This is a genomic window from Pseudomonas sp. CCNWLW23, assembly GCF_037095675.1.
Lineage (GTDB): Bacteria > Pseudomonadota > Gammaproteobacteria > Pseudomonadales > Pseudomonadaceae > Aquipseudomonas > Aquipseudomonas atacamensis.
On record NZ_JBAWKM010000001.1, the window covers coordinates 258,952 to 280,434 of the forward strand.

The following is a 21,483-nucleotide window of genomic DNA, read 5'->3' on the forward strand; positions in this document are numbered from 1 at the left end:
ATGCGCACATGGATTGGCATGATGGCCCTGGCTTGCGCGTTCAGCGCGCAGGCGGCCCCGAAAGTGGCGGTGACGGATCTGGCGTATCAGGAGCGCGTGGAGCAATACATCCACATCGTTTCGGCGCAGAGCAATCATCGCGAGAGTTACTACAGCGCCAGCGGTTCTTCGAGCTACAACGAGATCGAAGCGACCACCAGCTATATCGAACAGGGCGAGTTGCGCAAATTCACCGGCGACATCAAGGGTGAAATCCTGCGTACCGGCATGTTCCAGCTGGTGCAGGGCACGCCGTATACCGCCTCATCCAAAGGCGATGTGTATGACGTGATCAGGCGCATCAAGGCCGGCAACTTCAAAGGCGCCGACTACGTGCTGTTCGGCACTGTGTCCGACATCGACTTCACCCAGGACATCAACGAGCTGGCGCACACCGACAGCTACTCGGCGGTACTGGGCCTGACGCTGGTGGCGGATTTCAGTCTGATCAACACCAAGACCTACGAGATCACCTCGGCCTTCACGGCGATGGGTGAAGCGCAGGACACCAAACTGGTGAACCATCGCGACATCAAGATCTCGCTGAACCGTCCGCGGGTGGTGCGTGAGGTGTCCAAGGCCTTGGGCGAAGACGTGGCCGGGCAACTGAGCATGCAGCTCGGTGGTGGTGACGGTTATGAGCAGCCGCGTGAAGCGCCGCAGCGCAACAATCTGCCGCGTGATACGGCGCCGGTGATTTTACGCTGAGCCGGATCTGAGGACTTTTGTGGCGAAGGGCTCTGTGGCGAGGGGATTTATCCCCGTTGGGTCGCGAAGCGGCCCTCGCTATTGATTCAAGAAAAGCTCGCTTGCCCCGATGTCTCGGTAGAAATGAAAAAGGCGACCTCTTGAGGTCGCCTTTTTTCTGCCCGAGCGTTTTACGCCGCCGCTTTTCGCAACGTCGCCATGAATGCCGCCGCGCCAATGAATAACCCGGCAAAGGTGCGGTTCATGCGTTTCTGCTGCTTGGGCGTACGCAACAGGCGCAGCACCTTCGACGCCAGTCCGGTGTAGCCGGCCATGACAATCAGGTCGACGAACACCATGGTCACGCCGATCACCAGATACTGAATCAGCAGCGGCGCATGGGGATTGATGAACTGAGGCAACACCGCGAGCATGAACACCAACGCCTTGGGGTTGCTGATGTTCACCAGAAAGCCGCGAAACACCAGGGCCAGTGGCTTGCCGATCGGCCGAACCGCGGCGTCATCGCTCATGTCCATGGGCAGCGCGCGCCATTGCTTGATCGCCAGATAAACCAGATAGGCGACACCGAACCATTTGATCGCATGGAATGCCGTGGCCGAAGCGGTGAGCACAGCGCCAACACCCGCGCCGACAATCGCGATCTGCACCGCCAGACCGATCTGCAGGCCCAGTGCGTTCCAGTAGCCGCGCCAGAATCCGTACTGCAGACCGCTGGACATCGACGCGATGGCGCCCGCGCCCGGGGACAGGCTGATCACCCAGCAGGCGGCAAAAAATGCCAGCCATGTTTGAAGCTCCATCGCACACCTCGGCTGATGCTTGTGACAAGTCGTCAAAACTAATGCTGTTTGGGGCTAAAAGCAAAAGATCGCAGCCTTCGGCAGCTCCTACAGGGATCGTATTCCAAATGTAGGAGCTGCCGAAGACTGCGATCTTGCTGAAAAAGCTACTTCTCGAACCCGCTCGACGGCAACACATCGGTCCCGCGCCAACGCCGCACCGATCGCTGGAAGAACAGGCTGTTCGGCACCTGCACCATGGCGCTGCCGGTGCCGAGTTCTTCGGCCTCGACCAGCGTGGTGTAGAGCAGATTGATCGCGATCACCCGGCCTTTGACGCCAGGCTTGTCGGTGGTGTCGACCAGCTCGACCACGTCGCCGAGGCGGAACGGCCCGACGGTGAAGATCAGAATGGCGCAGAGCAGGTTCGACAGCACGCTCCACATGGCGAAGAACGCCACCGCTGCCACCGCGACAAATCCCGACAGCGCCGTCCACAGCACCGTGGCCGAAACGCCGAGGCGCTCGAGCACGAAGAGCAGCGCGCTGCCCATGATCAGCCAGCGCAACACGCCACGCAGCGGCATCAGCAACTGCGGTGGGAACGGATAGCGCTCACCCAGGCGAGTGAGGCCTTTGGCAACGAAACGCTGGGTCAGGTAACCGGCCAGCAGAATCAGCAGAATCTGCGCGGTGAACCACAACGGTTCGACCCACACCGCCGAGAAAGGCAGCTTGAAGGCTTCCATCAGGACAACGCCTCCAGCTCCGCCTGCATGCTTTCCAGGGTTTCCAGCGCTTCCATCCAGGCTTCTTCCAGCTCGGCTTCACGCACCTTCAATTTCGCCTGTTCGGCGAGCAGATCACGCAATTCATTTTTGCGTGCCGGCTCGTAGATATCGCTGTCACCGAGGCTGGCATCGACCTTGGCCAGTTTCTCGTGAAGCTTGCCCAGCTCGGCTTCAAGCTTGTCAGCCTCGCGCTTGTGCGGCGCCAGTTGCTGACGCAACGCTGCCGCCGCTTGGCGCTGTGCTTTCTTGTCGGTCTTGTCCGGGTTGACCGGCGTGTTGCTGACCGGCGCATTGCGCTGACGGTATTCCACCAGCCAGCGTGCGTAGTCTTCGAGATCGCCATCGAACTCTTCGACCTTTCCGTCAGCGACCAGATAGAAGTTGTCGGTGGTGCTCTTGAGCAAGTGCCGATCGTGAGAGACCACCAGCACTGCACCACTGAATTCCTGCAGGGCCATGGTCAGCGCCAGACGCATTTCCAGGTCGAGGTGGTTGGTCGGTTCGTCGAGCAGCAGCAGGTTCGGCCGCTCCCAGGCGATCAGCGCGAGGGCCAGACGGGCCTTCTCGCCACCGGAGAAATTCAGCACCGGCTCATCGATGCGTGCGCCCCGGAAGTCGAAGCCGCCGAGGAAGTCGCGCAGGGTCTGCTCGCGCTCACCCGGCGCCAGACGCTGCAAATGCAGCAATGGGCTGGCCTTGGAATCCAGCGAGTCGAGCTGATGCTGGGCAAAGTAGCCGACCACGGTGTTTTCGCCACGGGTCAGGCGCCCGGCCAGCGGTTCGAGCTCGCCGGCGAGGTTCTTGATCAGCGTCGATTTACCCGCGCCGTTCGGCCCAAGCAGACCGACCCGCGCACCCGGGGTCAGTTGCAGCTTGACCTTCTCGAGGATGGTCTTGTCGCCATAACCCAGGCGCGCATCGGACAGGTCGATCAGCGGACTGGAGATCTTGGTCGACTCGCGGAAGACGAAGTCGAACGGCGAATCGACGTGGGCCGCCGACAATTCTTCCATGCGCTCCAGCGCCTTGATCCGGCTCTGCGCCTGACGGGCCTTGGTCGCTTGCGCCTTGAAGCGGGCGATGTAGCTTTCCATGTGCGCACGCTGCGCCTGCTGCTTCTCGTAGGCTTGTTGCTGCTGGGCCAGACGCTCGGCGCGGGCGCGTTCGAACGCGGTGTAGCCGCCGCGGTAGAGGGTCAGTTTGCGCTGATCGACATGGGCGACGTGATCGACCACTTCGTCGAGGAAATCCCGGTCGTGGGAAATCAGCAGCAAGGTGCCCGGATAACTCTTCAGCCACTCTTCGAGCCAGATGATCGCGTCGAGATCCAAGTGGTTGGTCGGTTCATCGAGCAGCAGCAGATCCGACGGGCACATCAGTGCCTGCGCCAGATTCAGACGCATCCGCCAGCCACCGGAGAAATCGCCTACTTGACGATCCATCTGCTCATTGGTGAACCCAAGACCGGCGAGCAGCTTGCGCGCCCGCGCATCGGCTGTGTAGCCGTCGGCGCTGTCGAGTTCGGCGTGCAGGCGCGCCAGTGCGGTGCCGTCGTGGGCCTCCTCGGCGGCGGCAAGCTCGCGTTGCACCTCGCGCAGACGCAGGTCGCCATCGAGCACATAATCAACCGCCAGGCGCTCGAGAGTGTCGACCTCCTGGCGCATATGCGCGATACGCCAGTCGGCCGGCAGCAGGCAGTCGCCCGAGTCCGGGTGCAACTCGCCGCGCAGCAGGGCGAACAGGCTGGATTTGCCGGCACCGTTGGCGCCGATGAGGCCGGCTTTGTGGCCGGCGTGCAGGGTCAGCTCGGCGTCTTCTAGCAGACGTTGCGGGCCACGCTGTAAAGTCAGGTTCTGAAGTCGGATCATAATGGCGGCGGAGTCTACCAGCTTCGCTCACAACTGGCGCGAGTAGCACGATGTCCTCTGACCTGTGGAGCTTTGCCCTTGATGTCTACGCCCGGCCGGGCGTGGAAGATGCCTGCCTGCAATTGCAAACGGCGGGCGCCAATGTCTGCCTGCTGCTCTGCGGTTTGTGGCTGGAGCAGCGCGCGGTGGCGTGCGATGAACCGCGCGTACGTCTGCTCAAGGCCTTGACCGCGCCGTGGGATATCGAAGTGGTGCAGCCGCTGCGGACCCTGCGCCTGCAATGGAAAGCGCGGGCCGTCGACGATGCGGTGGTAGCCGGCATGCGCGAGCAGATCAAATCACTGGAGCTTGAAGCTGAGCGCACCCTGCTGTCACGGCTCGAAGGTGTGGCGCAGGAGTGGACGCGCAACGATGCAGGTTCGGTGACCTGGCTGGAAGACCTGGCCGGCAATGCCGCCAGCCTGAACCGCGGCGCGCTGCAAGTGCTGCGCGTCGCGGCAACCGGCACTTAGGAAGCGCTGGTCGGGGTGCTGCTGACGTTCGACGAAGCGGCTGGCGCTGGCGTAGTCGAAGGGGTCGAGTGAGTGGCGGACGACGGTGCCGAGGCAGCTGGGGCAGCCGGGGTCGCCACAGGTGCAGGCTTGGCTGCTGGAGCGGCAGCCGGTTTGGTCGCGGCTGGCTTGGCAGCTGCAGGCTTTTTCACCGCTGGTTTTGCGGCTGGCTTGGCGGCCGGCTTTGCAGCAGCGGTCGCAGGCTTGGCAGCAGCGGGTTTCGCAGCTGGCTTGGCGGCCGGTTTCGCAGCGGTTTTTGCCGCAGGTTTTGCTGCCGATGTTGCGGTTGGTATGGCAGCCGGTTTTACCGCCACTTTCGCAGCAGGTTTGGCGGCGGCCGGCTTGGCCGCAGTCTTGGCAGCAGGCTTCGCAGCGGCAGTCTTGGCAGCAGGTTTTGCTGCTGGTTTCGCTGCTGGTTTCGCTGCTGCTTTGGCAGCAGGTCTGGCGGCTGCGGTTTTCGCCGGTGCAGCTTTGCTCGCGGCCGGTTTTGCAGCGGCTTTGGCAGGGGTGGCTTTCACTGCTGGCTTGGCTGCAGCAGGTTTGGCTGCGGTGGTTTTAGCCGCCGGTTTTGCCGCGCTCGCCGCCGGCTTCTTCGCTGCAGTTTTCGCCGCTGGTTTGGCAGCCGCTTTCACTGGCGCCTTGGCCGCTGGTTTGGCGGCGGTTTTCGCGACAGCAGGTTTCGCCGCAGCGGTCTTCGCCGGGGCTTTGCTTGCAGCAGGTTTGGCAGCGACTTTCTTCGCTGGTGCTGCTGCCGGTTTGGCCGAACGCGACGACAGAACCTTGCCCACTGCTTCCTGCACGCGGCCAACACCCTGGGCCAGTTTCAGGCTTTCCTGGGCATCGCGCTTGAGTTGCAAAATGTAGCTGCGGGTTTCGGACTGACGATCTTTCAAAGCGTCGAGCAGGTCTTCGAGTTCTTTCACGGCAGCCTTGGCCTTGTTCTGTGCCTTGGCTTTGCCGGCGGTGGCGGCGTCCTGCAATTTGGTGCGCGATTTATGCAGTTTTTCCTGCGCCTTGCCGCGTTGCTTTTCCAGCTTGGCGAGCAGTTTTTCAGCATCAGCCAAGGCTTGCGAGCAAGCGTTTTCCAAATGCTCGAGCAGGCTGCCCGACAACTGTTGGAGTAAGTGCAACGGAGTATTTACAGGCTTCTTGGTGGCCGACATGGTTTACCTCCTGGCTGACGTGAGTGCGGCTCATACTAGACCTCTGCTGATACCGCCGCTAGGGCATGTTGACAGTATCTGCACCGTTGCGTTGCACCGAAGCCGAAATGTTGTGCACGCGGGAAAAAGCAGTTCACCGATGCAGACGTTTGCACTGGCATAATCCCCCGCATCCCAGGTCGGAGAGTGCCCATGTCGCGCTACTTTATTTTGTCCCTCTGCGTGTTTTTTTCGACGGCGTATGCCGATGAAAAAAACACGGCGAACGATGCTCATGATCTGGCTTACAGCCTCGGTGCCAGCCTCGGCGAACGGCTGCGTCAGGAGGTACCACAGTTGCAGATCCAGGCGCTGATCGAAGGTCTGCAACAGGCGTATCAGGGCAAGCCGCTGGCGCTGAGTGAAGCGCGTATCGAACAGATTCTGGCCGACCACGAATCGCGCAATGCCGAGCAGGCATCACGGCAATCGAGCGACGCGGCGATGGAAAACGAGCAACGCTTTCTCAGTGCGGAAAAAGCCAAACCAGGGGTGAAGGAACTGGCCGATGGCATCCTTCTGACTGAACTGGTTCCGGGCACTGGCGCCAAGGCCGGCCCGGACGGCAAAGTGCAGGTGCTGTATGTCGGCAAGCTGCCGGATGGCACCGTGTTCGATCAGAACACCCAACCGCAATGGTTCAACCTCGACAGTGTGATCGCCGGTTGGCGCACCGCCTTGCAGAACATGCCGGTGGGGGCGAAATGGCGGCTGGTGATTCCATCGGATCAAGCCTATGGCGCCGACGGTGCCGGCGACCTGATCGCGCCGTTCACGCCTCTGGTTTTCGAAGTGGAATTGCGTGGCGCGACGAGCTGATCAGGCATAAAAAAACGGTGCGCTTTCGGGCGCACCGTTTTTTCATGAAGGACGTGGATCAGGCCTGAACCGGATCTTCTGCCTTGTGTGCCGTGTGCAGCACTTCGATCAGGCAGTCTTCAAGTTCGAAGCGCTCATGCAGCAAGCCGCCCAATTCCTTGAATTTCTCCGCAACGCATTTGCCTTCATCGCACAGGTCGTTGAACGCGAGCAGCTTCTCGGTAATGACGTCGATGCGCGGGTAGATGGTCTCGGCGAGTTCCAGACCGCGCTTGTCGTTGAACGCCTTGGCTTCGCCAGTCAGCTGTTCATAGATTTCGAAGTGCCCCGCCGATACGTAATCGACCAGCACGCCGCAGAATTCCTGCAAAGGCTTGCGGCTCTCGGACAGCGACTCAGGCTGCGCACCGAGCTTGTCGTAGGCGCCGATCAGCTCTTCACGCTCCTGCAACCAGCGGTCGATCAGCAGATGAACCCCACCCCAACGTTCCTGAGCATTCTGACAACTTTCGAGCATGGCGATCTCTCTTCCCTTGTGGGTCATGCTGCTCTACACCCGCGCCCCTGTTCTGATTTGACTGGTGGACGATCGGGCAGAGCGTCATCGAGCAACATAAATCCAATGACACGTGCCGGCCAGATTATGCCCGCACGCCTATGGCTTCAAGGTACGCAGGAGATAAAGTTCATACAAGTGTTTAATCCCTGACCAGCAGGTGGTGCGACGCTTCGTCGCTGACCGGTCGTTGCAGAGCGCTCCAGATCAGACGCAACAACTGATAAACCGCAAGGATCGACACGCCGACAAAAAACAGCAGGCTCCATTCCGGGATGCTCAAATCGAACAGTGTCCAGGAGATGTCCGCACAATCGGCGCCGCCGTTGAACATCCGTTGCAAGGCGCAGATCCACGGCAGGTCGCTGAACAGTGACTCCACGGTTGGCGAGCATTTGACCAGTTGCAGCATGGAGTCACTCTGGATCAACACCTGCCGCCACGCAGCGGTGGTTCCCCCCAGACTGGCGCCGAGTGCAAACAGCCAGTACCACCATAAGCCAACGCGCCGAGGGCCATGCACCGCCGCCACGCCGCAGCCGATGCACAGCAATGTGAGGAACAATCGCTGCACCAGGCACAGACTGCAAGGCGTCAGGCCGACCGCGTATTCGAGGTAATAGGAAGCTCCCAGAGCAAAGGCCCCCGCAATGAAAGCCATGAAGAACAAGGAGCGTGAGCAGGCCAACGACATGGCTTTTCCGTAACAGTAGAGACAGACGGTTACGGTAGAGGAAAGCGTGTCAGCCTTTCAAGGCAAGGGCCTGCCGACAGTTCACCGCAGGTGTAGGGAAAACCCGACAGGCTCGATAGGAAACGGTGAAGAGCTCTGTAGGACTTTGTCTCCAGCGCGCGAAGAAGGCGAATTTTCGGTCATCGAAGTTCGCGAGGGAGCAAACTCCCTCGCCATTCAGACCTTCGCCGCAACCGGCAAAGGCGCCGCGAGCAGGCGTTCATCCAGCAGCCCCAGACCTTCCTGGAACAACTGATTGCTGCGCTCGGTATCGCCAAGCTGTGCAAGCAGACGGGCCAACTCCGCACAGGTCTCCGGATTGCGCTGCACGCGCAGACTGCTTTCCAGATAGTCGCGAGCCTTGCCCCACAGGCTGGTTTGCAGACACAAGCGTCCAAGGGTCAGCAGCAGACTCGGATCGGCCGGGTGCTCCTTGAGCCAGCCTTCGGCAATCTGCAACTGACGCGCAGGATCACTGCCACGAACCAGACCATAAAGCCGCGCCAGATGGCTGTCGTACTTGCGCTTGAGCGCTGTTCGCAGGACCTCTTCGGCCTCGACCTGAGCACCAAGCTGGCGCAATTGCTCGGCATAGGCCAGCACCAAAGGTGCTTCCTGACGCTGCGCCGAAGTCAGCTGTTCCCACGCCCGCTTGAGCGATTGCAGACCCACCGTACCGTCTTCTTCGCGATGCGCTGCCAAGGACAGGTTCTCACCCCAGGCGCGGCGCTCGAGTTCGGCCAGTTCCGCCGGCGGCAGGACCTTGTCCTTGCGCAACTCTGGCAGCAGACGAATCACCGCCGCCCATTCGCCACGCTGCTGATGCAGACGTTGCAATTGACGCAATGTCTGCGCGCTGCGCGGATGCCGTTCATGCATTGCCTGCAAGGTCACCAGCGCACCGTCGGTGTCGCCACGATCAGTCTGCAATTGTGCGTGACTCAGGGCGATCGCCAATTCGGCTTGCGGCTGACGCTCCAGCGCGCGTTCGAGCAAACGATCACTTTCTTCGTACTGACCTTGCTCGTTCGCCGCACGGGCGGCGCCGAGGTAATACAGCAGTGGCTGACGCTCGGCTTCCGCTGCGCGGGTCAGATGCCGTTGCGCGCTGGCCCAGCGACCTTCGGCCAGATCCAACTGGCCGTGTTCGATCGCCACTTGTACGCGGCGGCTGCGATTGCGTCGCGACCACGGATTGACCACGCCGGTGGAGGTCATCACCAGCTCGACCAGCACCTTGATGCCCCAGAACAGCAGCCACAGCACCGCGATCACCGCCAGGGTCGCCCACAGGCTCGATTCGTAGCGGAAGCTCTTGTACGCCACCAGCACGTAACCGGAATGCTCGGCAATCGCCAGGCCCAGCGCTGCCGTCGCGGCGATGACCAGAAACACGATTACATAGAGGCGCTTCATGGGGTCGCCTCCTGCGCAGCATTGGCGGCAGGCTTGGCGAACGGTTTCACCGATTCCTCGGCATTGACGTTACGTCGCTCCAGATATCCCTGCACCGCACTCAAGGTGCCGGCCAGATCCGGCGTCTTGACGGTGACCGGTTCCTTGCTCAGCTCGGCGACCTGTTCCAGCATGACTTTGCTTTGCGGATTGTCCGGGTTGAAATTGCCTTTGAGCACATCGCGTGCCTCGGCCAGCGCCTGGGTGTACACCGCCGCCTGACCGTTGAGCGCGGCCCACTGCGCCTGCTCCAGCGCCAGGCTCAGGGCCAGGCGCACCTGGCTCAGGCTCTGTCCGGCCAGCAGCGGTTTGACGTTCTTGTCAGCGTTGAAGTCGATGCGGATATAGCGCGATACCTTGTCCCACCAAAGTGCCCAGCGACTGGCGCCATCGCCATCGCTGGTCAGGCCCAACAGCGACTCGCCGCGATCCTTGTACTCCGGCGCCAGCTCAGTCAGGTCGATGACCTGATCGCGCAGCGCGCCGAGACGCAGGAACAGCCCGGTGCGATCCGGCTGTTCGGTGCTGCGCAAGGCGACCAGGGTTTTCGCCACTTGCTCGCGCGCGGCGAAGGAACCCGGATCGTTCTGTTCACGGAGAATTTCATCGGCGCCCTGCACCAATGCCTGGGCGCTGCTGATGTCCTGCAACGCTGAAAGGCGCAGGCTGGCCAGACGCAGCAAGTGTTCGGCCTCGGCCAGACGCCAGTCCTTGCGGCTGGCGCCGAGGACGGTTTCCAGACGTTGATTCAGGCGCTGTTGATCGCCCTGCAGTTGCGTGACCAGACGCTGGCGCTCGGCGAGCTCGTCAGCACCGGGCAACTGCGCCAGGCGCTCGGTCAGACGCTGTTCGTTGAGCTTCAGACTCTGCGCCTGATCGTTCAAAGCCTGCACCTGACTCGACTGTTGCTGCGTGTTGTTCTGCAGGTGGCGCACCTGCCAGACACCCCAACCACCGATGGCGACACCGGCGGCGCCGAGCAGCAGGGCGACAATTGCCAGTCCATTGCCTCGGCGCGGCTCTTGGGCCGGTGGTGGAGTTTCAACCTGGGCATCGAGCGCAGGCTGGACGTCATCTTTTGGCAAGGCTGTTTCGCTCACGTATCCATCCTTTGCATTAGAAAACGGCATGGGACATTCCCGTAACGCCGTCAGCAAAGCCGCGGCACTTGCGCCGCGGCAATCCACAACTGTTTGAGCCCCGGCGGCACGTGCCAGCTCGGCGACCCTCGGGCTTGGAACAAACAACGGCAACTGCGCGATCTTCGGCCAGGCATCGCCGGCCATCTGCCGCAGGTGCTCGAAACCCTGTCCACTGCTGACCACCAGCCCGTTCAAGCGTTCCGCTTCGATCCGCCGTGGCAGCTCGTTTGGCGGGTAGGCTGGCAGGTCGCGGCGATACAACTCCAGATACTCGACACTAGCACCAAGCGCGCGCAGGCGCTCGGCGAGCAGTTCACGACCGCCCTCGCCGCGCAGGATCATCACCTGCGCGCCGGACTGGTCGAGCGCCTCGCGCAGACGCGGCAATTGCAGCAGGGCTTCACTGTCATCGCCGTCAGCCGGGAAGCTGACATCGAGACCATGCTCGCGAAGAATGCCTGCGGTCGCCGCGCCGACGCTGAACCACGGCATGCTCAATGGCGCCGTGCCTTGGGACTTGAGCAGATCCACCGCAATCCGCGCCGCCGGTTTGCTGACCACAATCACCGCGCTGCAAGCGGGCAATCGCGAAATCGCCTGGCGAATAGTGTCAGAGAGCGGCAGCGGAACAATGTCCAGAAGCGGCAGGCAACTGCTGAAAATCCCGTGCCCGGCCAACTGTTCGGCCAGCGCCGCGCAGTCGTCTGCCGGGCGCGTCAGCAGCAGGCGCCAGGCCGTCACTCGTGCCCCGCCTCGCCGTACACCGCTTTGAGAATGTCGTCGGCGCCTTGCTTGAGCAGGTCTTCAGCGACCTGCACACCCAAGGTTTCCGCGTCGGCACGCGGCGCCCGGGCTTCGGCGCTGAGCAGCTTGCCACCACTCGGCTCGCCGACCAGACCGCGCAACCACAACTGCTCGCCTTCAAGCACGGCGTAGCAGGCGATCGGCACTTGGCAGCCGCCGTTCAAATGTTTGTTGAGGGCGCGTTCGGCGGTCACCCGCGAAGCGGTATCGGCGTGATGCAAAGGCGCGAGCAAGGCGTGGATTTCTTGGTCGGCGCTGCGGCATTCGATGCCGACCGCGCCCTGGCCACCGGCCGGCAGGCTGTCATCGACACTGATCGCCGATGTGATGCGTTCTTCGAAACCCAGGCGGATCAGACCGGCCGCGGCGAGGATGATCGCGTCGTACTCGCCGGCGTCGAGCTTGGCCAGACGGGTGTTGACGTTGCCGCGCAGGAAACGAATCTGCAGATCGGGACGCCGCGCCAGCAATTGCGTCTGCCGACGCAGGCTCGAAGTGCCGACGATGGCCCCGGCAGGCAGCGCTTCAAGACTGGCGTAGGTGTTGGAGACGAATGCATCGCGCGGGTCTTCACGCTCACAGATGCAGAACAGACCCAGGCCTTGCGGGAAGTCCATCGGCACGTCTTTCATCGAATGCACGGCGATATCGGCCTGGTTTTCCAGCAGCGCGGTTTCCAGTTCCTTGACGAACAGGCCCTTGCCGCCGATCTTCGACAGTGGCGAGTCGAGCAGCTTGTCACCGCGACTGACCATGGGCACCAGCGTCACCAGCAGGCCCGGGTGGGCCGCCTCGAGACGGGCTTTGACGTATTCGGCCTGCCAGAGGGCCAGCGCACTTTTACGGGTGGCGATGCGGATTTCGCGAGGGGACATGGAACAATCCGTACTGAATAGATACGGCGGATAATAACAGCTCAGTCAATTTCGCTTTGACCTGAATCAGAACCGGCGCGGCCTCCCTGGCCTGCCATGCCGGATAAAAGAACTCGAAAAGGCCGGTGAGGACCGGGTCAAAGCCCCTGCATCATCTTGCGCACACCGGCAACGTGCCGCCGGCTGACAATCAGTGCATCGCCATTGAGGCCTTTGAGGAACAACTGGAAATGTCCCAATGGCGTGCGTTGCAATCGCTCGATGCGATCACGAGCGACCAGCGCATTGCGGTGGATACGCACAAAGCGTTCGCCAAATTCGTCTTCAAGGGCTTTGAGGGGTTCGTCGAGCAGCACCTCGCCGGCTTCGTGACGCAGGGTCACGTACTTGTGGTCGGCGATGAAGTAGACCACCTGATCCAGCGGAATCAGCTCGATGCCTTTACGGGTCCGTGCGCTGATGTGGCTGCGTGGGCCGTTGCCACTTTCGGCAGCGGGACGGGTCAGGGCCGAGAGTTGCGCCCGGCTGGGACGTTCAGCCCGCTTCAGGGCTTCATTCAAGTGTTCGGTTCGCACAGGTTTCACCACATAGCCCACGGCGCTGGCCAGCAGGGCTTCCACGGCAAATTCATCGGGACTGGTGCAAAACACCACGGCCGGCGGCGTCTCTCGTTCGCACAGTCGGGCAGCAACCTGCAGGCCATCGAGGCCCGGCATGCGGATATCGAGCAGCACGATATCCGGCTTGTGGCTGTCGATCAGCGCTAACGCCTCCTCGCCATTCGTGGCACTGGGCTCCAGGACTGTGTAACCCTCGAGCTCGCTCACCATACGGCTTAGGCGCTCGCGAGCCAGGGGTTCGTCATCAACGATCAGGACATTCATATTGCGCTGGATTCCTGCGTGAGTCTCGCACAAGGATAGCGTAGACAGGTGTAGTGACCTCCGTCACCGCGATCCACGCTAAGACTAGCCCGAGCGCCAAAAAGTGCCGTACGTCGGCCAGCAATATTTGCCAGCGTCCGGGTCGTACCGCTCGGAGCCCAGTGTTTCCTGCGTTTCTCACGGTGGGTGACCGTTGTACAACTCACCCGCCCCCTCTTCTTATAGCCAGTGGCCGGACCTTTGCATGATCCGCATTCGCACCGACCCTTATGTCCACTGTAGACGTTCGTCGGAACGATATTGCTCAATCAAAAAATATCCTTTTGTAAATTCCTTGCAGACCGCGCCGGACACGCCTGACACATCCGCGAAAAAACGTATCGACCGGTGTCAGCGACAGGATTGGCAACCCTGTTATTATCCGCGCCAGCGTTTCACGCCATTTCTTCAAGCCGATACGAGCGAATTCATGAGCACTGACAAGACCAATCAGTCCTGGGGCGGCCGCTTCAGTGAACCCGTCGACGCCTTCGTCGCCCGCTTCACCGCCTCCGTCACTTTCGACCAGCGCCTGTATCGCCACGACATCATGGGCTCGATCGCCCACGCCACCATGCTGGCCAAGGTCGGCGTGCTGACCGATGCCGAGCGCGACAGCATCATCGATGGCCTGAAGACCATTCAGGGCGAAATCGAGGCCGGCCAGTTCGACTGGCGCGTCGACCTCGAAGACGTGCACATGAACATCGAAGCACGCCTGACCGACCGCATCGGCGTCACCGGTAAAAAGCTCCACACCGGGCGCAGCCGCAACGACCAGGTCGCCACCGATATCCGCCTGTGGCTGCGCGATGAAATCGACCTGATCCTCGCCGAGATCACCCGCCTGCAAAAAGGCCTGCTGGAGCAGGCCGAGCGTGAGGCCGCGAGCATCATGCCGGGCTTCACCCACTTGCAGACCGCGCAGCCTGTGACCTTCGGGCACCACATGCTGGCCTGGTTCGAAATGCTCAGCCGCGACTACGAGCGTCTGGTCGACTGCCGCAAGCGCACTAACCGCATGCCGCTGGGCAGCGCCGCGCTGGCCGGCACGACCTACCCGATCGACCGCGAATACACCGCGCAACTGCTCGGCTTCGACGCCGTCGGCGGCAACTCGCTGGACAACGTTTCCGATCGCGACTTCGCCATCGAATTCTGCTCGGCCGCGAGCATCGCGATGATGCACCTGTCGCGTTTCTCCGAAGAGCTGGTGCTGTGGACCAGCGCGCAGTTCCAGTTCATCGATCTACCAGACCGGTTCTGCACCGGCAGCTCGATCATGCCGCAAAAGAAAAACCCCGACGTGCCCGAACTGGTGCGCGGCAAGACCGGCCGTGTGTTCGGCGCGCTGATGGGCCTGCTGACCCTGATGAAAGGCCAGCCACTGGCCTACAACAAGGACAACCAGGAAGACAAGGAACCGCTGTTCGACGCCGCCGACACCCTGCGCGATTCGCTGCGCGCGTTTGCCGACATGATCCCGGCGATCAAGCCGAAACACGCGATCATGCGTGAAGCGGCACTGCGCGGTTTCTCCACCGCGACTGACCTGGCGGATTACCTGGTGCGCCGTGGCCTGCCGTTCCGCGACTGCCATGAAATCGTGGGCCACGCAGTGAAATACGGCGTCGACAGCGGTAAGGATCTGGCCGAGATGAGCCTGGAAGAACTGCGTCAGTTCAGCGATCAGATCGAGCAGGACGTGTTTGCCGTGCTGACCCTGGAAGGCTCGGTGAATGCCCGCGACCATATCGGCGGGACTGCACCGGCGCAGGTCAAGGCTGCGGTGGCGCGCGGCCAGGCCCTAATCGCCAGCCGCTAAAAGCCAAGAGCTTCGCGAGCAGGCTCGCTCCCACAGGGATTCTGGATGTTCACAAAATTTGTGTTCACCACCGGCTCAATGTGGGAGCGAGCCTGCTCGCGAAGGCTTCCTTCAGAGCGCTACAAAATTCACTTCTTTGCAGCAATCATCGCTAAAAATGCCGGCATCGCCGCGTCCTTGTCCGCCGCGATCTTCTGCACATGCGGATTTTGCTCAAGCCGCTCCAGCAGCGATTTCGCCTGCGGCATCTCGGCCAGCAGATCAATCCCGAACAGCTTCTGCCCGACCGCACAGGCCAGCGGCACGCTGTAGAGGAAATACAAATCGGCAATGCTCAGGCTGTCACCCGCCACATAAGGGGCGAACTGGCCGTGGCGGCCGAGTGCCGCGAAGCCCAGCAGCAGTTCCGTCCGGGTCTTCTCCTTGATCGCCTCCGGCAATGTCATACCGAAAAACGCCTCGCCATAGCAGGCACGCCCCGGCAACTCGATGTACAACTCGATCTCCTTGGCAATCGCCAATACCTGCGCGCGCTCGAACGGATCGCAGGGCAGGAGCGGCGTGCCCTTTTGTGATTGTTCGAGGTATTCGAGGATGATCGCGGTTTCGTTGATATAACCGGCGTCGACACCCAGCACCGGGACCTTGCCACGCGGACTGATTGCCAGTGACTCCGGGGTTTGCGCCGGGTAGAACGTCACCTCTTCGAAGGGCAGGCCTTTTTCCAGCAGCGCCAGTTTGACCATGTTGTAGTAGTTGCTGACAGCAAATCCGTAGAGCTTGAACATCACAGAGCCTCCAGGCCGTGCGGGGTGGGCAGTGCCTGTTTATAGATCGCCGCGGCGTTTCCCGCCAGCAGCATCACGCCGCTGAATGCGGGTAAACTGGCGCCTTTCCCTGAGGAGCCTGCCATGAGCGAGCCGACAGATATCGTCAACGATGACGACGAAGAAGCATTCACCGAAGCGACGCTGATCGAAGCCATCGAGAACCAGATTGAAAGCGACAACCCGCCGGCGGCCAAGGCGACGTTGAACAAGCTGACTTTGGTGGGCATGGACCGTGAGGAGATCCTCAATCTGATGGCCCACGTGCTGGCTTTTGAAATTGACGCGATGCTCGATGAAGATCGCCCGTTCGACACCCAGTGGTACGAAGCGGCACTGCGCGCTTTGCCAGAGCTGCCACCGGAAAAGCAGTAACCACATTGCTCCTGTGGGAGCGAGCAGGCTCGCTCCCACAAGGTTTGTTACGCATCCATCCAGCCATCTGCTGCCGCCCGACTACACTGGAATTCGCCTCAAGACAAAATCCCCTGATCCGAGCACTGGACATGCTGCACCAGCGGGTTCACCTTAGAGGCGCTGTCGTCCAATTCCTAGAAAGTCTGGAGTCCTTATGTCGCTTACCCCTGAGTTGGTTGCCGAACTGGAAGTCCTTGCACTCTTCAACCTGGACAGTTCCCAGGAAGGTCTGAAAATTCACCAGACCGCTGCCCCGAAACATATCGCTGCCGCCCAGCGCCTCTTTGAAAAAGAACTCACCGACCAGCCCGATGGCGGTTATCTGACCAGCCTCGGTCGCGATGCCGCGCAAAACGTGCAGACCGTACTGACGATTTTGAAAGAACAGGAAACCGCCTGATTTCTCTGACTTTGCCCACGGGAACTCCTGCCACGGGATTTCCGCGGGCCCGCCCGCTCGCTGTCGATAAAAAACTGACGTCAAAAAACAAATTCAGCTTAAACGTCCTGCCGCGCAGCGGCTAAACTGCGGCCATTCCGAGACCCTCTACGTCCGAGCCTGCAAGCCGGTTTGAGCTGACATGACCCGCACCCACGAAATCCGCCCCGACCTGGACGAAGGTATCGACCGCAAGGTACTCAGCCAACTGCGCGCACGTTTTCTCAAACTCAATGAAGGCCGCCTCGGCCGCGCTCTCGAAGGCTTGTCGACGCGCCAGCAAAGCGTGTTGACGCTGTTGCCGCTGTTCTTTCACGTCAATCATCCGTTGCTGCCCGGCTATGTCTCGGGCAGTACGCCGGCGGGGCTTTCGAATTATGAGCCGGACGCCAATGCGCTGACCGAGGCGCAGCGCCTGACTCGCTCGTTCTCTTACAGGCCGCGCCACGGCAGCAACCCGCCGCGACCGATCCACGGCCTGTTCCTGATGGGCAGCCTCGGCACGCTGGCCCAGGCCGATCAGAGCGATATGGACGTGTGGGTCTGCCATGGGCCGGATCTGAGCGAAAGCGAGCTCGCCGAGCTGAGCAAGAAGTGCCAATTGCTGGAAGCCTGGGCTGCGAGCCAGGGTGCCGAAGCGCATTTCTTCCTGATCGACCCGGCGCGCTTCGTCAAAGGCGAACGCGATTCAAGGCTCAGTTCGGACAACTGCGGCAGCACCCAGCACTATCTGCTGCTCGACGAGTTTTATCGCACGGCGATCTGGCTGGCCGGGCGCACGCCGATCTGGTGGTTGGTGCCGGTCTATGAAGAAACGGCCTACGACGCCTACACCCACACCCTGCTGTCCAAACGCTTTATTCGCGCCGACGAAACCCTCGATCTCGGGCCGATGGCGACCATTCCGCCCGGAGAATTCATCGGCGCCGGGTTGTGGCAGTTGTTCAAAGGCATCGAGTCGCCCTACAAATCGGTGCTCAAACTGCTGTTGACCGAGGTGTACGCCAGTGAACACCCGCACGTGCAGTGCCTGAGCCTGCGCTTCAAGAAAGCCGTGTTCGCCAATCAGCTCGATCTCGATGAGCTTGACCCGTACATGGTGGTGTACCGGCGTATCGAGGAATACCTGATCGCCCGCAACGAGCCGGAACGTCTTGAGCTGGTGCGCCGCGCGCTGTATCTGAAGGTCAACCGCAAGCTCACCGGCAACAGCCGCAGCCAGGGCTGGCAACGCGCACTGCTCGAACGCCTGGCCGGCGAGTGGCACTGGGATCAACGGCAACTGGCGCTGCTCGACAGTCGCAGTCAGTGGAAAGTCCGCCAGGTCAGCGCCGAGCGCCGCGCGCTGGTCAATGAACTCAACTACAGCTATCGCTTTCTGACCCAGTTCGCCCGCAGCGAACAGACTGTCAGCCTGATCAACAAGCGCGACCTCAATGTCCTCGGCCGGCGCCTCTACGCAGCGTTCGAGCGCAAGGCCGACAAGGTCGAGTTCATCAATCCGGGCATTGCCCCGGATCTGGCCGAAGACACCCTGACCCTGGTGCAGTCGCCGAACAAAAAGGAGCCGGGGCAGACCCAGTGGGGCCTGTACAACGGCAGCCTGACGGCACTGGAGTGGGAACACTTCGCGCCGATCAAGCGCAGTCGCGAGCTGCTTGAACTGCTGACCTGGTGCCACCGCAACGGCGTGATCGACAGCAGCACACGTCTGGCCCTGCATCCGGGCACCAGCGACTTGAGCGAGTTCGAGCTGTTCAACCTGCTCGGCAGCTTGCAGCAGTGCATCGCCCTGCCCTTGCCCTCTGTTGCTGAAGAGCCATTGCTACGTGCCGCTGTGCCCAGCGAAGTGCTGCTGCTGATCAACGTCGGCGTCGACCCGCTCAAGCATCACCGTGATCTGAACATCCTGATGACCACCGAACGCACCGACTCGCTGAGCTATGCCGGTGTGCGCGAGAACCTGGTGCTGACCCTCGATCAGGTCACGCTCAACAGCTGGAACGAAGTGCTGGTCAATCGTTTCGACGGCCCGCATGCGCTGCTCGACTGCCTGCGCGATTACCTCAACAACCTGCCGCGCGGCCCGGTGCAGCCGTCGCTGAAAGTGCGCTGTTTCTGCCACAACCGCGCGCAATTCATTGCCCGCCGCGTCGAAGAAATCGTCGACACCGCGCAGACCCTGTTGCTCAGCGAGTTGAATCACCGCTACCTGATTCAGGTGCAGCAGCACTATCACGTGCTGGAGCTGGTGCCCGGCCAGGTCAACCATGTCGCCCTCGCCACTCTGCCGGCACTGCTCGATTATCTGGGCGAAGAACAACCGCGCTACAGCCCGCTGCACCTCGACCCGATGGCGCTGGAGGACCATGACCTGGCGCTGATCCTGCCGATGGGTCAGCCGGAGTGCATTCAGGTGTTCTACCGCATCAGCGAACAGCAGGCCGAGCTGTACGTGCTGGATGAATTCAATGCGCTGTGGCAGCAGCAACTGCCGTACCACGACGAGCAGAGTCTGCTGGTGCCGCTGCAGCGTTTTCTGCAATCGATCCAGTACCGCCGTGAAGCGCAATTGCCGATGGACGGTGGCCCTGCGGGCAGCCCCGAGACTTTGTATTACCAGCTGTTGCCGTCAGGCCCGGGGCGCTCGCGCAGGGTCGAAACCCGGCCGGCACCGCAGACCCCGGTGAACAAACCGTTCTATGACGTACAGGCGATCATCGGTAAAGCCGCGCCCGGCGAAGTGCAGGTCACCCTGTATTGCAATCAGCGCGAATTCAGCGAGCTGGAGCATGGCGACCAGTTGTTCAGCGTGGTCGCCCGGGAGATCGTCGAGCAGCGCCGCGAGACCGAACGCTATCGCTGCTACATCACCGACCTCGACCTCTCGGGGTTGCTCGGTGACGGGCACAGTTCAAGCAATCTGTATCTGCGCTACAAGGCGGACCTGGAGCGCTCGTTGAATGAAGCGCTCGAACAGGTTTGAAGCGGGAATTTATTCGGGAAAGGCGCCGCCGTTGACCGGTTGCGATTCCACTTCCAGCAAGGTCAGTTTCAGCGACTTGCCGCCCGGCGCCGGCCAATCGATGTGCTGACCGACCTTAAGACCCAGCAGCGCACTGCCGACCGGCGCGAGAATCGAAATCTTGCCGTTGTCGGCGTTGGCGTCCTTGGGATAGACCAGCGTCAGGTGGTAATCCTTGCCACTGCCTTCTTCGCGGCAATGCACGCGGGAATTCATGGTCACGACATCGGCGGGCACTTCATCGTGGCCGACCACGGTATCGGCGCGGTCCAGCTCGGTTTGCAGCGCAATCACGCCCGGCGCTGCCTGGTCTTTATCGATCAGGTTGTCGATCAGGCGCTGCAGACGTTGCACGTCCAGACGGGTAAGGGTGATGGAAGGTGCGGTCATGATCCAGGCAGACTCCTTTCTTCTGCACAAAAAAAGCAAAACCCCGCCAAAAAAGACGGGGTTTTCACCGTGCCTCGGTGGTTTGAGGCGTTCGCGGACACTATCACAGCTCAAAAAATATACAAGTCACCCACCTTTTGCCTGGGTGAAACCCTTGTGGCGAGGGGATTTATCCCCGTTCGGCTGCGCAGCAGCCGTATAGATTCTGGGGCCGCTACGCGACCCAACGGGGATAAATCCCCTCGCCACAATATCAACAGGCTTGGGATTTTCGTGCGGCAGCCTGCTGGCAAATTACCCGGCGCCGTTGATCATCGGCCGAGCGCCATTCGCGAATGTCTTCAACGTGGCGCGCGCAGCCGAGGCAGACTTTCTGTTCGTCCAATCGACATACTCCCGTGCACGGCGAAGGCACCGCCGGGCTGACGTTGCTGTAGAGCGGTTTCGGCGGGCGAACAGGGGCGGCATCCGTCACGAATCACAGACCTTCGAAATCGAATTCGGCGCCAGCCTGCTGCTTGACGAGGCGCTGAAGCATTTCGCCCAATTGCTCTTCGCTCTTGTCGCACATCCAGCGCTCGCTTTCTTCGTCATAGTCGAAGTGGAAACCACCGGACACGGCCGCCAGCCACAGCTGACGCAATGGCTCCTGGCGGCTGAAGATCAGCTGCGAGCCGTTTTCGAACTTGACGGTCAAGACACCTGCCGAGCTTTCCAGATCGATGTCCAGATCGCTTTCGTCAAATATGTCTTCCAGTTTTTCCTGGGTTTCATCGACCAGATCGTGGAAACGGGCTTCGGACAAACTCATTGCGGCAACCTCAAAAATGTCTGATCAGGCTCAAGCGCCGAAAGATACGGACGCTGCCGGCCGATTGCAAAGATTAACGACCAAGCACCAGTTTCCATCCAACATCGCACTCTGTGGGAGCGAGCTTGCTCGCGAAAGCGGTGTGTCAGGCAACAAACATATCGAATGTGACGACCTCTTCGCGAGCAAGCTCGCTCCCACAGGTATTGCAGGTATCCATCCGGTATCCAGCAAGCCCCGCCGGACGGGAACCCCCTCGCATAGGCAAGCTGCCGGGTGGCCGGTATACTCCGGCGCAATTAACGCATTTTCAAGGATTTCGCCATGAAGCGCCTGATCTCTTCCCTTGCTGCGCTCGTCGCGGTTGCCTGCCTGGTTTCGGCCTGTGGTCAAAAAGGCCCGTTGTACCTGCCCGATGACGACCAGGACCCGGCCGAACAAGCCCAGTCTTCGCAGAAGCAGCCATCCAAGGCTCACAAGCACGACGTTTACTAAGGGATC

Annotated in this window: 22 protein-coding genes and 2 pseudogenes; 8 read left to right on the forward strand and 16 right to left on the reverse strand. The window is 61.2% G+C overall.

Annotated elements, in window-relative coordinates:
- Positions 1 to 747, forward strand: coding sequence for a penicillin-binding protein activator LpoB (locus V8J63_RS01200; RefSeq protein WP_130889082.1), 747 nt, complete (start codon positions 1 to 3; stop codon positions 745 to 747).
- Positions 748 to 917: 170 nt separating this feature from the next.
- Here the strand turns inward: V8J63_RS01200 and rhtB are convergent, their stop codons facing one another.
- The 3 genes from rhtB to V8J63_RS01215 all read right to left on the reverse strand — a co-directional run bounded on the left by rhtB (position 918) and on the right by V8J63_RS01215 (position 4,188).
- Complete coding sequence (gene rhtB / locus V8J63_RS01205) at positions 918 to 1,550, reverse strand: homoserine/homoserine lactone efflux protein (protein ID WP_016772608.1); 633 nt, start codon at positions 1,548 to 1,550, stop codon at positions 918 to 920.
- A gap of 146 nt (positions 1,551 to 1,696) precedes the next feature.
- On the reverse strand, positions 1,697 to 2,278 hold the full coding sequence (locus V8J63_RS01210; RefSeq protein ID WP_130889081.1) for a mechanosensitive ion channel family protein: 582 nt from the start codon (positions 2,276 to 2,278) through the stop codon (positions 1,697 to 1,699).
- Positions 2,278 to 4,188, reverse strand: a complete 1,911-nt coding sequence (locus V8J63_RS01215; protein ID WP_130889080.1) for an ATP-binding cassette domain-containing protein — start codon at positions 4,186 to 4,188, stop codon at positions 2,278 to 2,280. The genes V8J63_RS01210 and V8J63_RS01215 overlap by 1 nt, the downstream gene beginning before the upstream one ends.
- 50 nt (positions 4,189 to 4,238) lie before the next feature.
- Here V8J63_RS01215 and V8J63_RS01220 point away from each other — a divergent pair, with 50 nt between their 5' ends.
- Positions 4,239 to 4,700 carry a TIGR02444 family protein gene (locus V8J63_RS01220; RefSeq protein ID WP_130889079.1) on the forward strand — a complete coding sequence of 154 codons (462 nt, stop codon included), beginning with the start codon at positions 4,239 to 4,241 and terminating at the stop codon, positions 4,698 to 4,700.
- Here V8J63_RS01220 and V8J63_RS01225 read toward each other — a convergent pair.
- On the reverse strand, positions 4,697 to 5,902 hold the full coding sequence (locus V8J63_RS01225) for an AlgP family protein (RefSeq protein ID WP_336463455.1): 1,206 nt from the start codon (positions 5,900 to 5,902) through the stop codon (positions 4,697 to 4,699). The two genes, V8J63_RS01220 and V8J63_RS01225, sit on opposite strands and share 4 nt — an antisense overlap.
- A 192-nt stretch (positions 5,903 to 6,094) precedes the next feature.
- Here V8J63_RS01225 and V8J63_RS01230 point away from each other — a divergent pair, with 192 nt between their 5' ends.
- A complete protein-coding gene (locus tag V8J63_RS01230; protein ID WP_016772603.1) occupies positions 6,095 to 6,760 on the forward strand; it encodes an FKBP-type peptidyl-prolyl cis-trans isomerase in 666 nt (221 codons plus the stop codon).
- Positions 6,761 to 6,818: 58 nt separating this feature from the next.
- On the opposite strand, the gene V8J63_RS01235 is transcribed toward V8J63_RS01230, so the two are convergent.
- From V8J63_RS01235 to V8J63_RS01270, 8 genes and pseudogenes are all read right to left on the reverse strand, one after another.
- Positions 6,819 to 7,277, reverse strand: a complete 459-nt coding sequence (locus tag V8J63_RS01235) for an Rsd/AlgQ family anti-sigma factor (protein ID WP_016772602.1) — start codon at positions 7,275 to 7,277, stop codon at positions 6,819 to 6,821.
- A 181-nt stretch (positions 7,278 to 7,458) separates the two neighbouring features.
- Positions 7,459 to 8,010 (reverse strand): disulfide bond formation protein B, encoded by a 552-nt coding sequence (locus V8J63_RS01240; protein ID WP_016772601.1) that lies wholly within the window; start codon positions 8,008 to 8,010, stop codon positions 7,459 to 7,461.
- Positions 8,011 to 8,226: 216 nt separating this feature from the next.
- On the reverse strand, positions 8,227 to 9,465 hold the full coding sequence (locus tag V8J63_RS01245; RefSeq protein ID WP_130889077.1) for a heme biosynthesis protein HemY: 1,239 nt from the start codon (positions 9,463 to 9,465) through the stop codon (positions 8,227 to 8,229).
- The gene (locus tag V8J63_RS01250; protein ID WP_241664263.1) at positions 9,462 to 10,604 is read right to left on the reverse strand and encodes a uroporphyrinogen-III C-methyltransferase; all 1,143 of its coding nucleotides are present in this window, start codon (positions 10,602 to 10,604) and stop codon (positions 9,462 to 9,464) included. Before V8J63_RS01250 ends, V8J63_RS01245 begins: the two co-directional genes overlap by 4 nt.
- 36 nt (positions 10,605 to 10,640) lie before the next feature.
- Positions 10,641 to 11,387, reverse strand: a pseudogene (locus tag V8J63_RS01255) (uroporphyrinogen-III synthase); the annotation flags it as partial.
- Positions 11,384 to 12,325: a hydroxymethylbilane synthase gene (gene hemC, locus V8J63_RS01260; RefSeq protein WP_125925382.1), complete on the reverse strand. Its 942-nt coding sequence runs from the start codon at positions 12,323 to 12,325 to the stop codon at positions 11,384 to 11,386. The gene hemC and the pseudogene V8J63_RS01255, both read right to left, overlap by 4 nt.
- A gap of 137 nt (positions 12,326 to 12,462) precedes the next feature.
- Complete coding sequence (locus V8J63_RS01265; RefSeq protein WP_336463456.1) at positions 12,463 to 13,209, reverse strand: LytR/AlgR family response regulator transcription factor; 747 nt, start codon at positions 13,207 to 13,209, stop codon at positions 12,463 to 12,465.
- A pseudogene (locus V8J63_RS01270) lies at positions 13,206 to 13,364 on the reverse strand (sensor histidine kinase); the annotation flags it as partial. The pseudogene V8J63_RS01270 and the gene V8J63_RS01265, both read right to left, overlap by 4 nt.
- 314 nt (positions 13,365 to 13,678) lie before the next feature.
- On the opposite strand from V8J63_RS01270, the gene argH reads away from it, so the two are divergent.
- Complete coding sequence (gene argH, locus V8J63_RS01275; RefSeq protein WP_110599872.1) at positions 13,679 to 15,073, forward strand: argininosuccinate lyase; 1,395 nt, start codon at positions 13,679 to 13,681, stop codon at positions 15,071 to 15,073.
- A 128-nt stretch (positions 15,074 to 15,201) separates the two neighbouring features.
- Here the strand turns inward: argH and V8J63_RS01280 are convergent, their stop codons facing one another.
- Positions 15,202 to 15,861 (reverse strand): glutathione S-transferase family protein, encoded by a 660-nt coding sequence (locus V8J63_RS01280; RefSeq protein WP_125925381.1) that lies wholly within the window; start codon positions 15,859 to 15,861, stop codon positions 15,202 to 15,204.
- 123 nt (positions 15,862 to 15,984) lie between these two features.
- Between V8J63_RS01280 and V8J63_RS01285 the strand changes: the two genes are divergently transcribed.
- The 3 genes from V8J63_RS01285 (at position 15,985) to V8J63_RS01295 (ending at position 19,742) form a co-directional block, all read left to right on the forward strand.
- Entirely contained in the window at positions 15,985 to 16,275 is a 291-nt protein-coding gene (locus V8J63_RS01285; protein ID WP_122698690.1) for a hypothetical protein, read from the forward strand.
- A gap of 196 nt (positions 16,276 to 16,471) precedes the next feature.
- Positions 16,472 to 16,717 (forward strand): TIGR02647 family protein, encoded by a 246-nt coding sequence (locus tag V8J63_RS01290; protein WP_016772594.1) that lies wholly within the window; start codon positions 16,472 to 16,474, stop codon positions 16,715 to 16,717.
- Positions 16,718 to 16,898: 181 nt separating this feature from the next.
- Positions 16,899 to 19,742 (forward strand): class I adenylate cyclase, encoded by a 2,844-nt coding sequence (locus tag V8J63_RS01295; protein WP_336463457.1) that lies wholly within the window; start codon positions 16,899 to 16,901, stop codon positions 19,740 to 19,742.
- A gap of 9 nt (positions 19,743 to 19,751) precedes the next feature.
- Here the strand turns inward: V8J63_RS01295 and rnk are convergent, their stop codons facing one another.
- The 3 genes from rnk to cyaY all read right to left on the reverse strand — a co-directional run bounded on the left by rnk (position 19,752) and on the right by cyaY (position 20,982).
- Positions 19,752 to 20,171 (reverse strand): nucleoside diphosphate kinase regulator, encoded by a 420-nt coding sequence (gene rnk / locus V8J63_RS01300; RefSeq protein ID WP_125925379.1) that lies wholly within the window; start codon positions 20,169 to 20,171, stop codon positions 19,752 to 19,754.
- A gap of 253 nt (positions 20,172 to 20,424) precedes the next feature.
- Positions 20,425 to 20,646 carry a DUF1289 domain-containing protein gene (locus tag V8J63_RS01305; RefSeq protein WP_110599860.1) on the reverse strand — a complete coding sequence of 74 codons (222 nt, stop codon included), beginning with the start codon at positions 20,644 to 20,646 and terminating at the stop codon, positions 20,425 to 20,427.
- A 3-nt stretch (positions 20,647 to 20,649) separates the two neighbouring features.
- Positions 20,650 to 20,982 (reverse strand): iron donor protein CyaY, encoded by a 333-nt coding sequence (gene cyaY / locus V8J63_RS01310; protein WP_041476930.1) that lies wholly within the window; start codon positions 20,980 to 20,982, stop codon positions 20,650 to 20,652.
- Between the two features lie 324 nt (positions 20,983 to 21,306).
- On the opposite strand from cyaY, the gene lptM reads away from it, so the two are divergent.
- Positions 21,307 to 21,477, forward strand: a complete 171-nt coding sequence (gene lptM / locus V8J63_RS01315; RefSeq protein ID WP_016772589.1) for an LPS translocon maturation chaperone LptM — start codon at positions 21,307 to 21,309, stop codon at positions 21,475 to 21,477.
- Positions 21,478 to 21,483 lie beyond the last annotated feature (6 nt).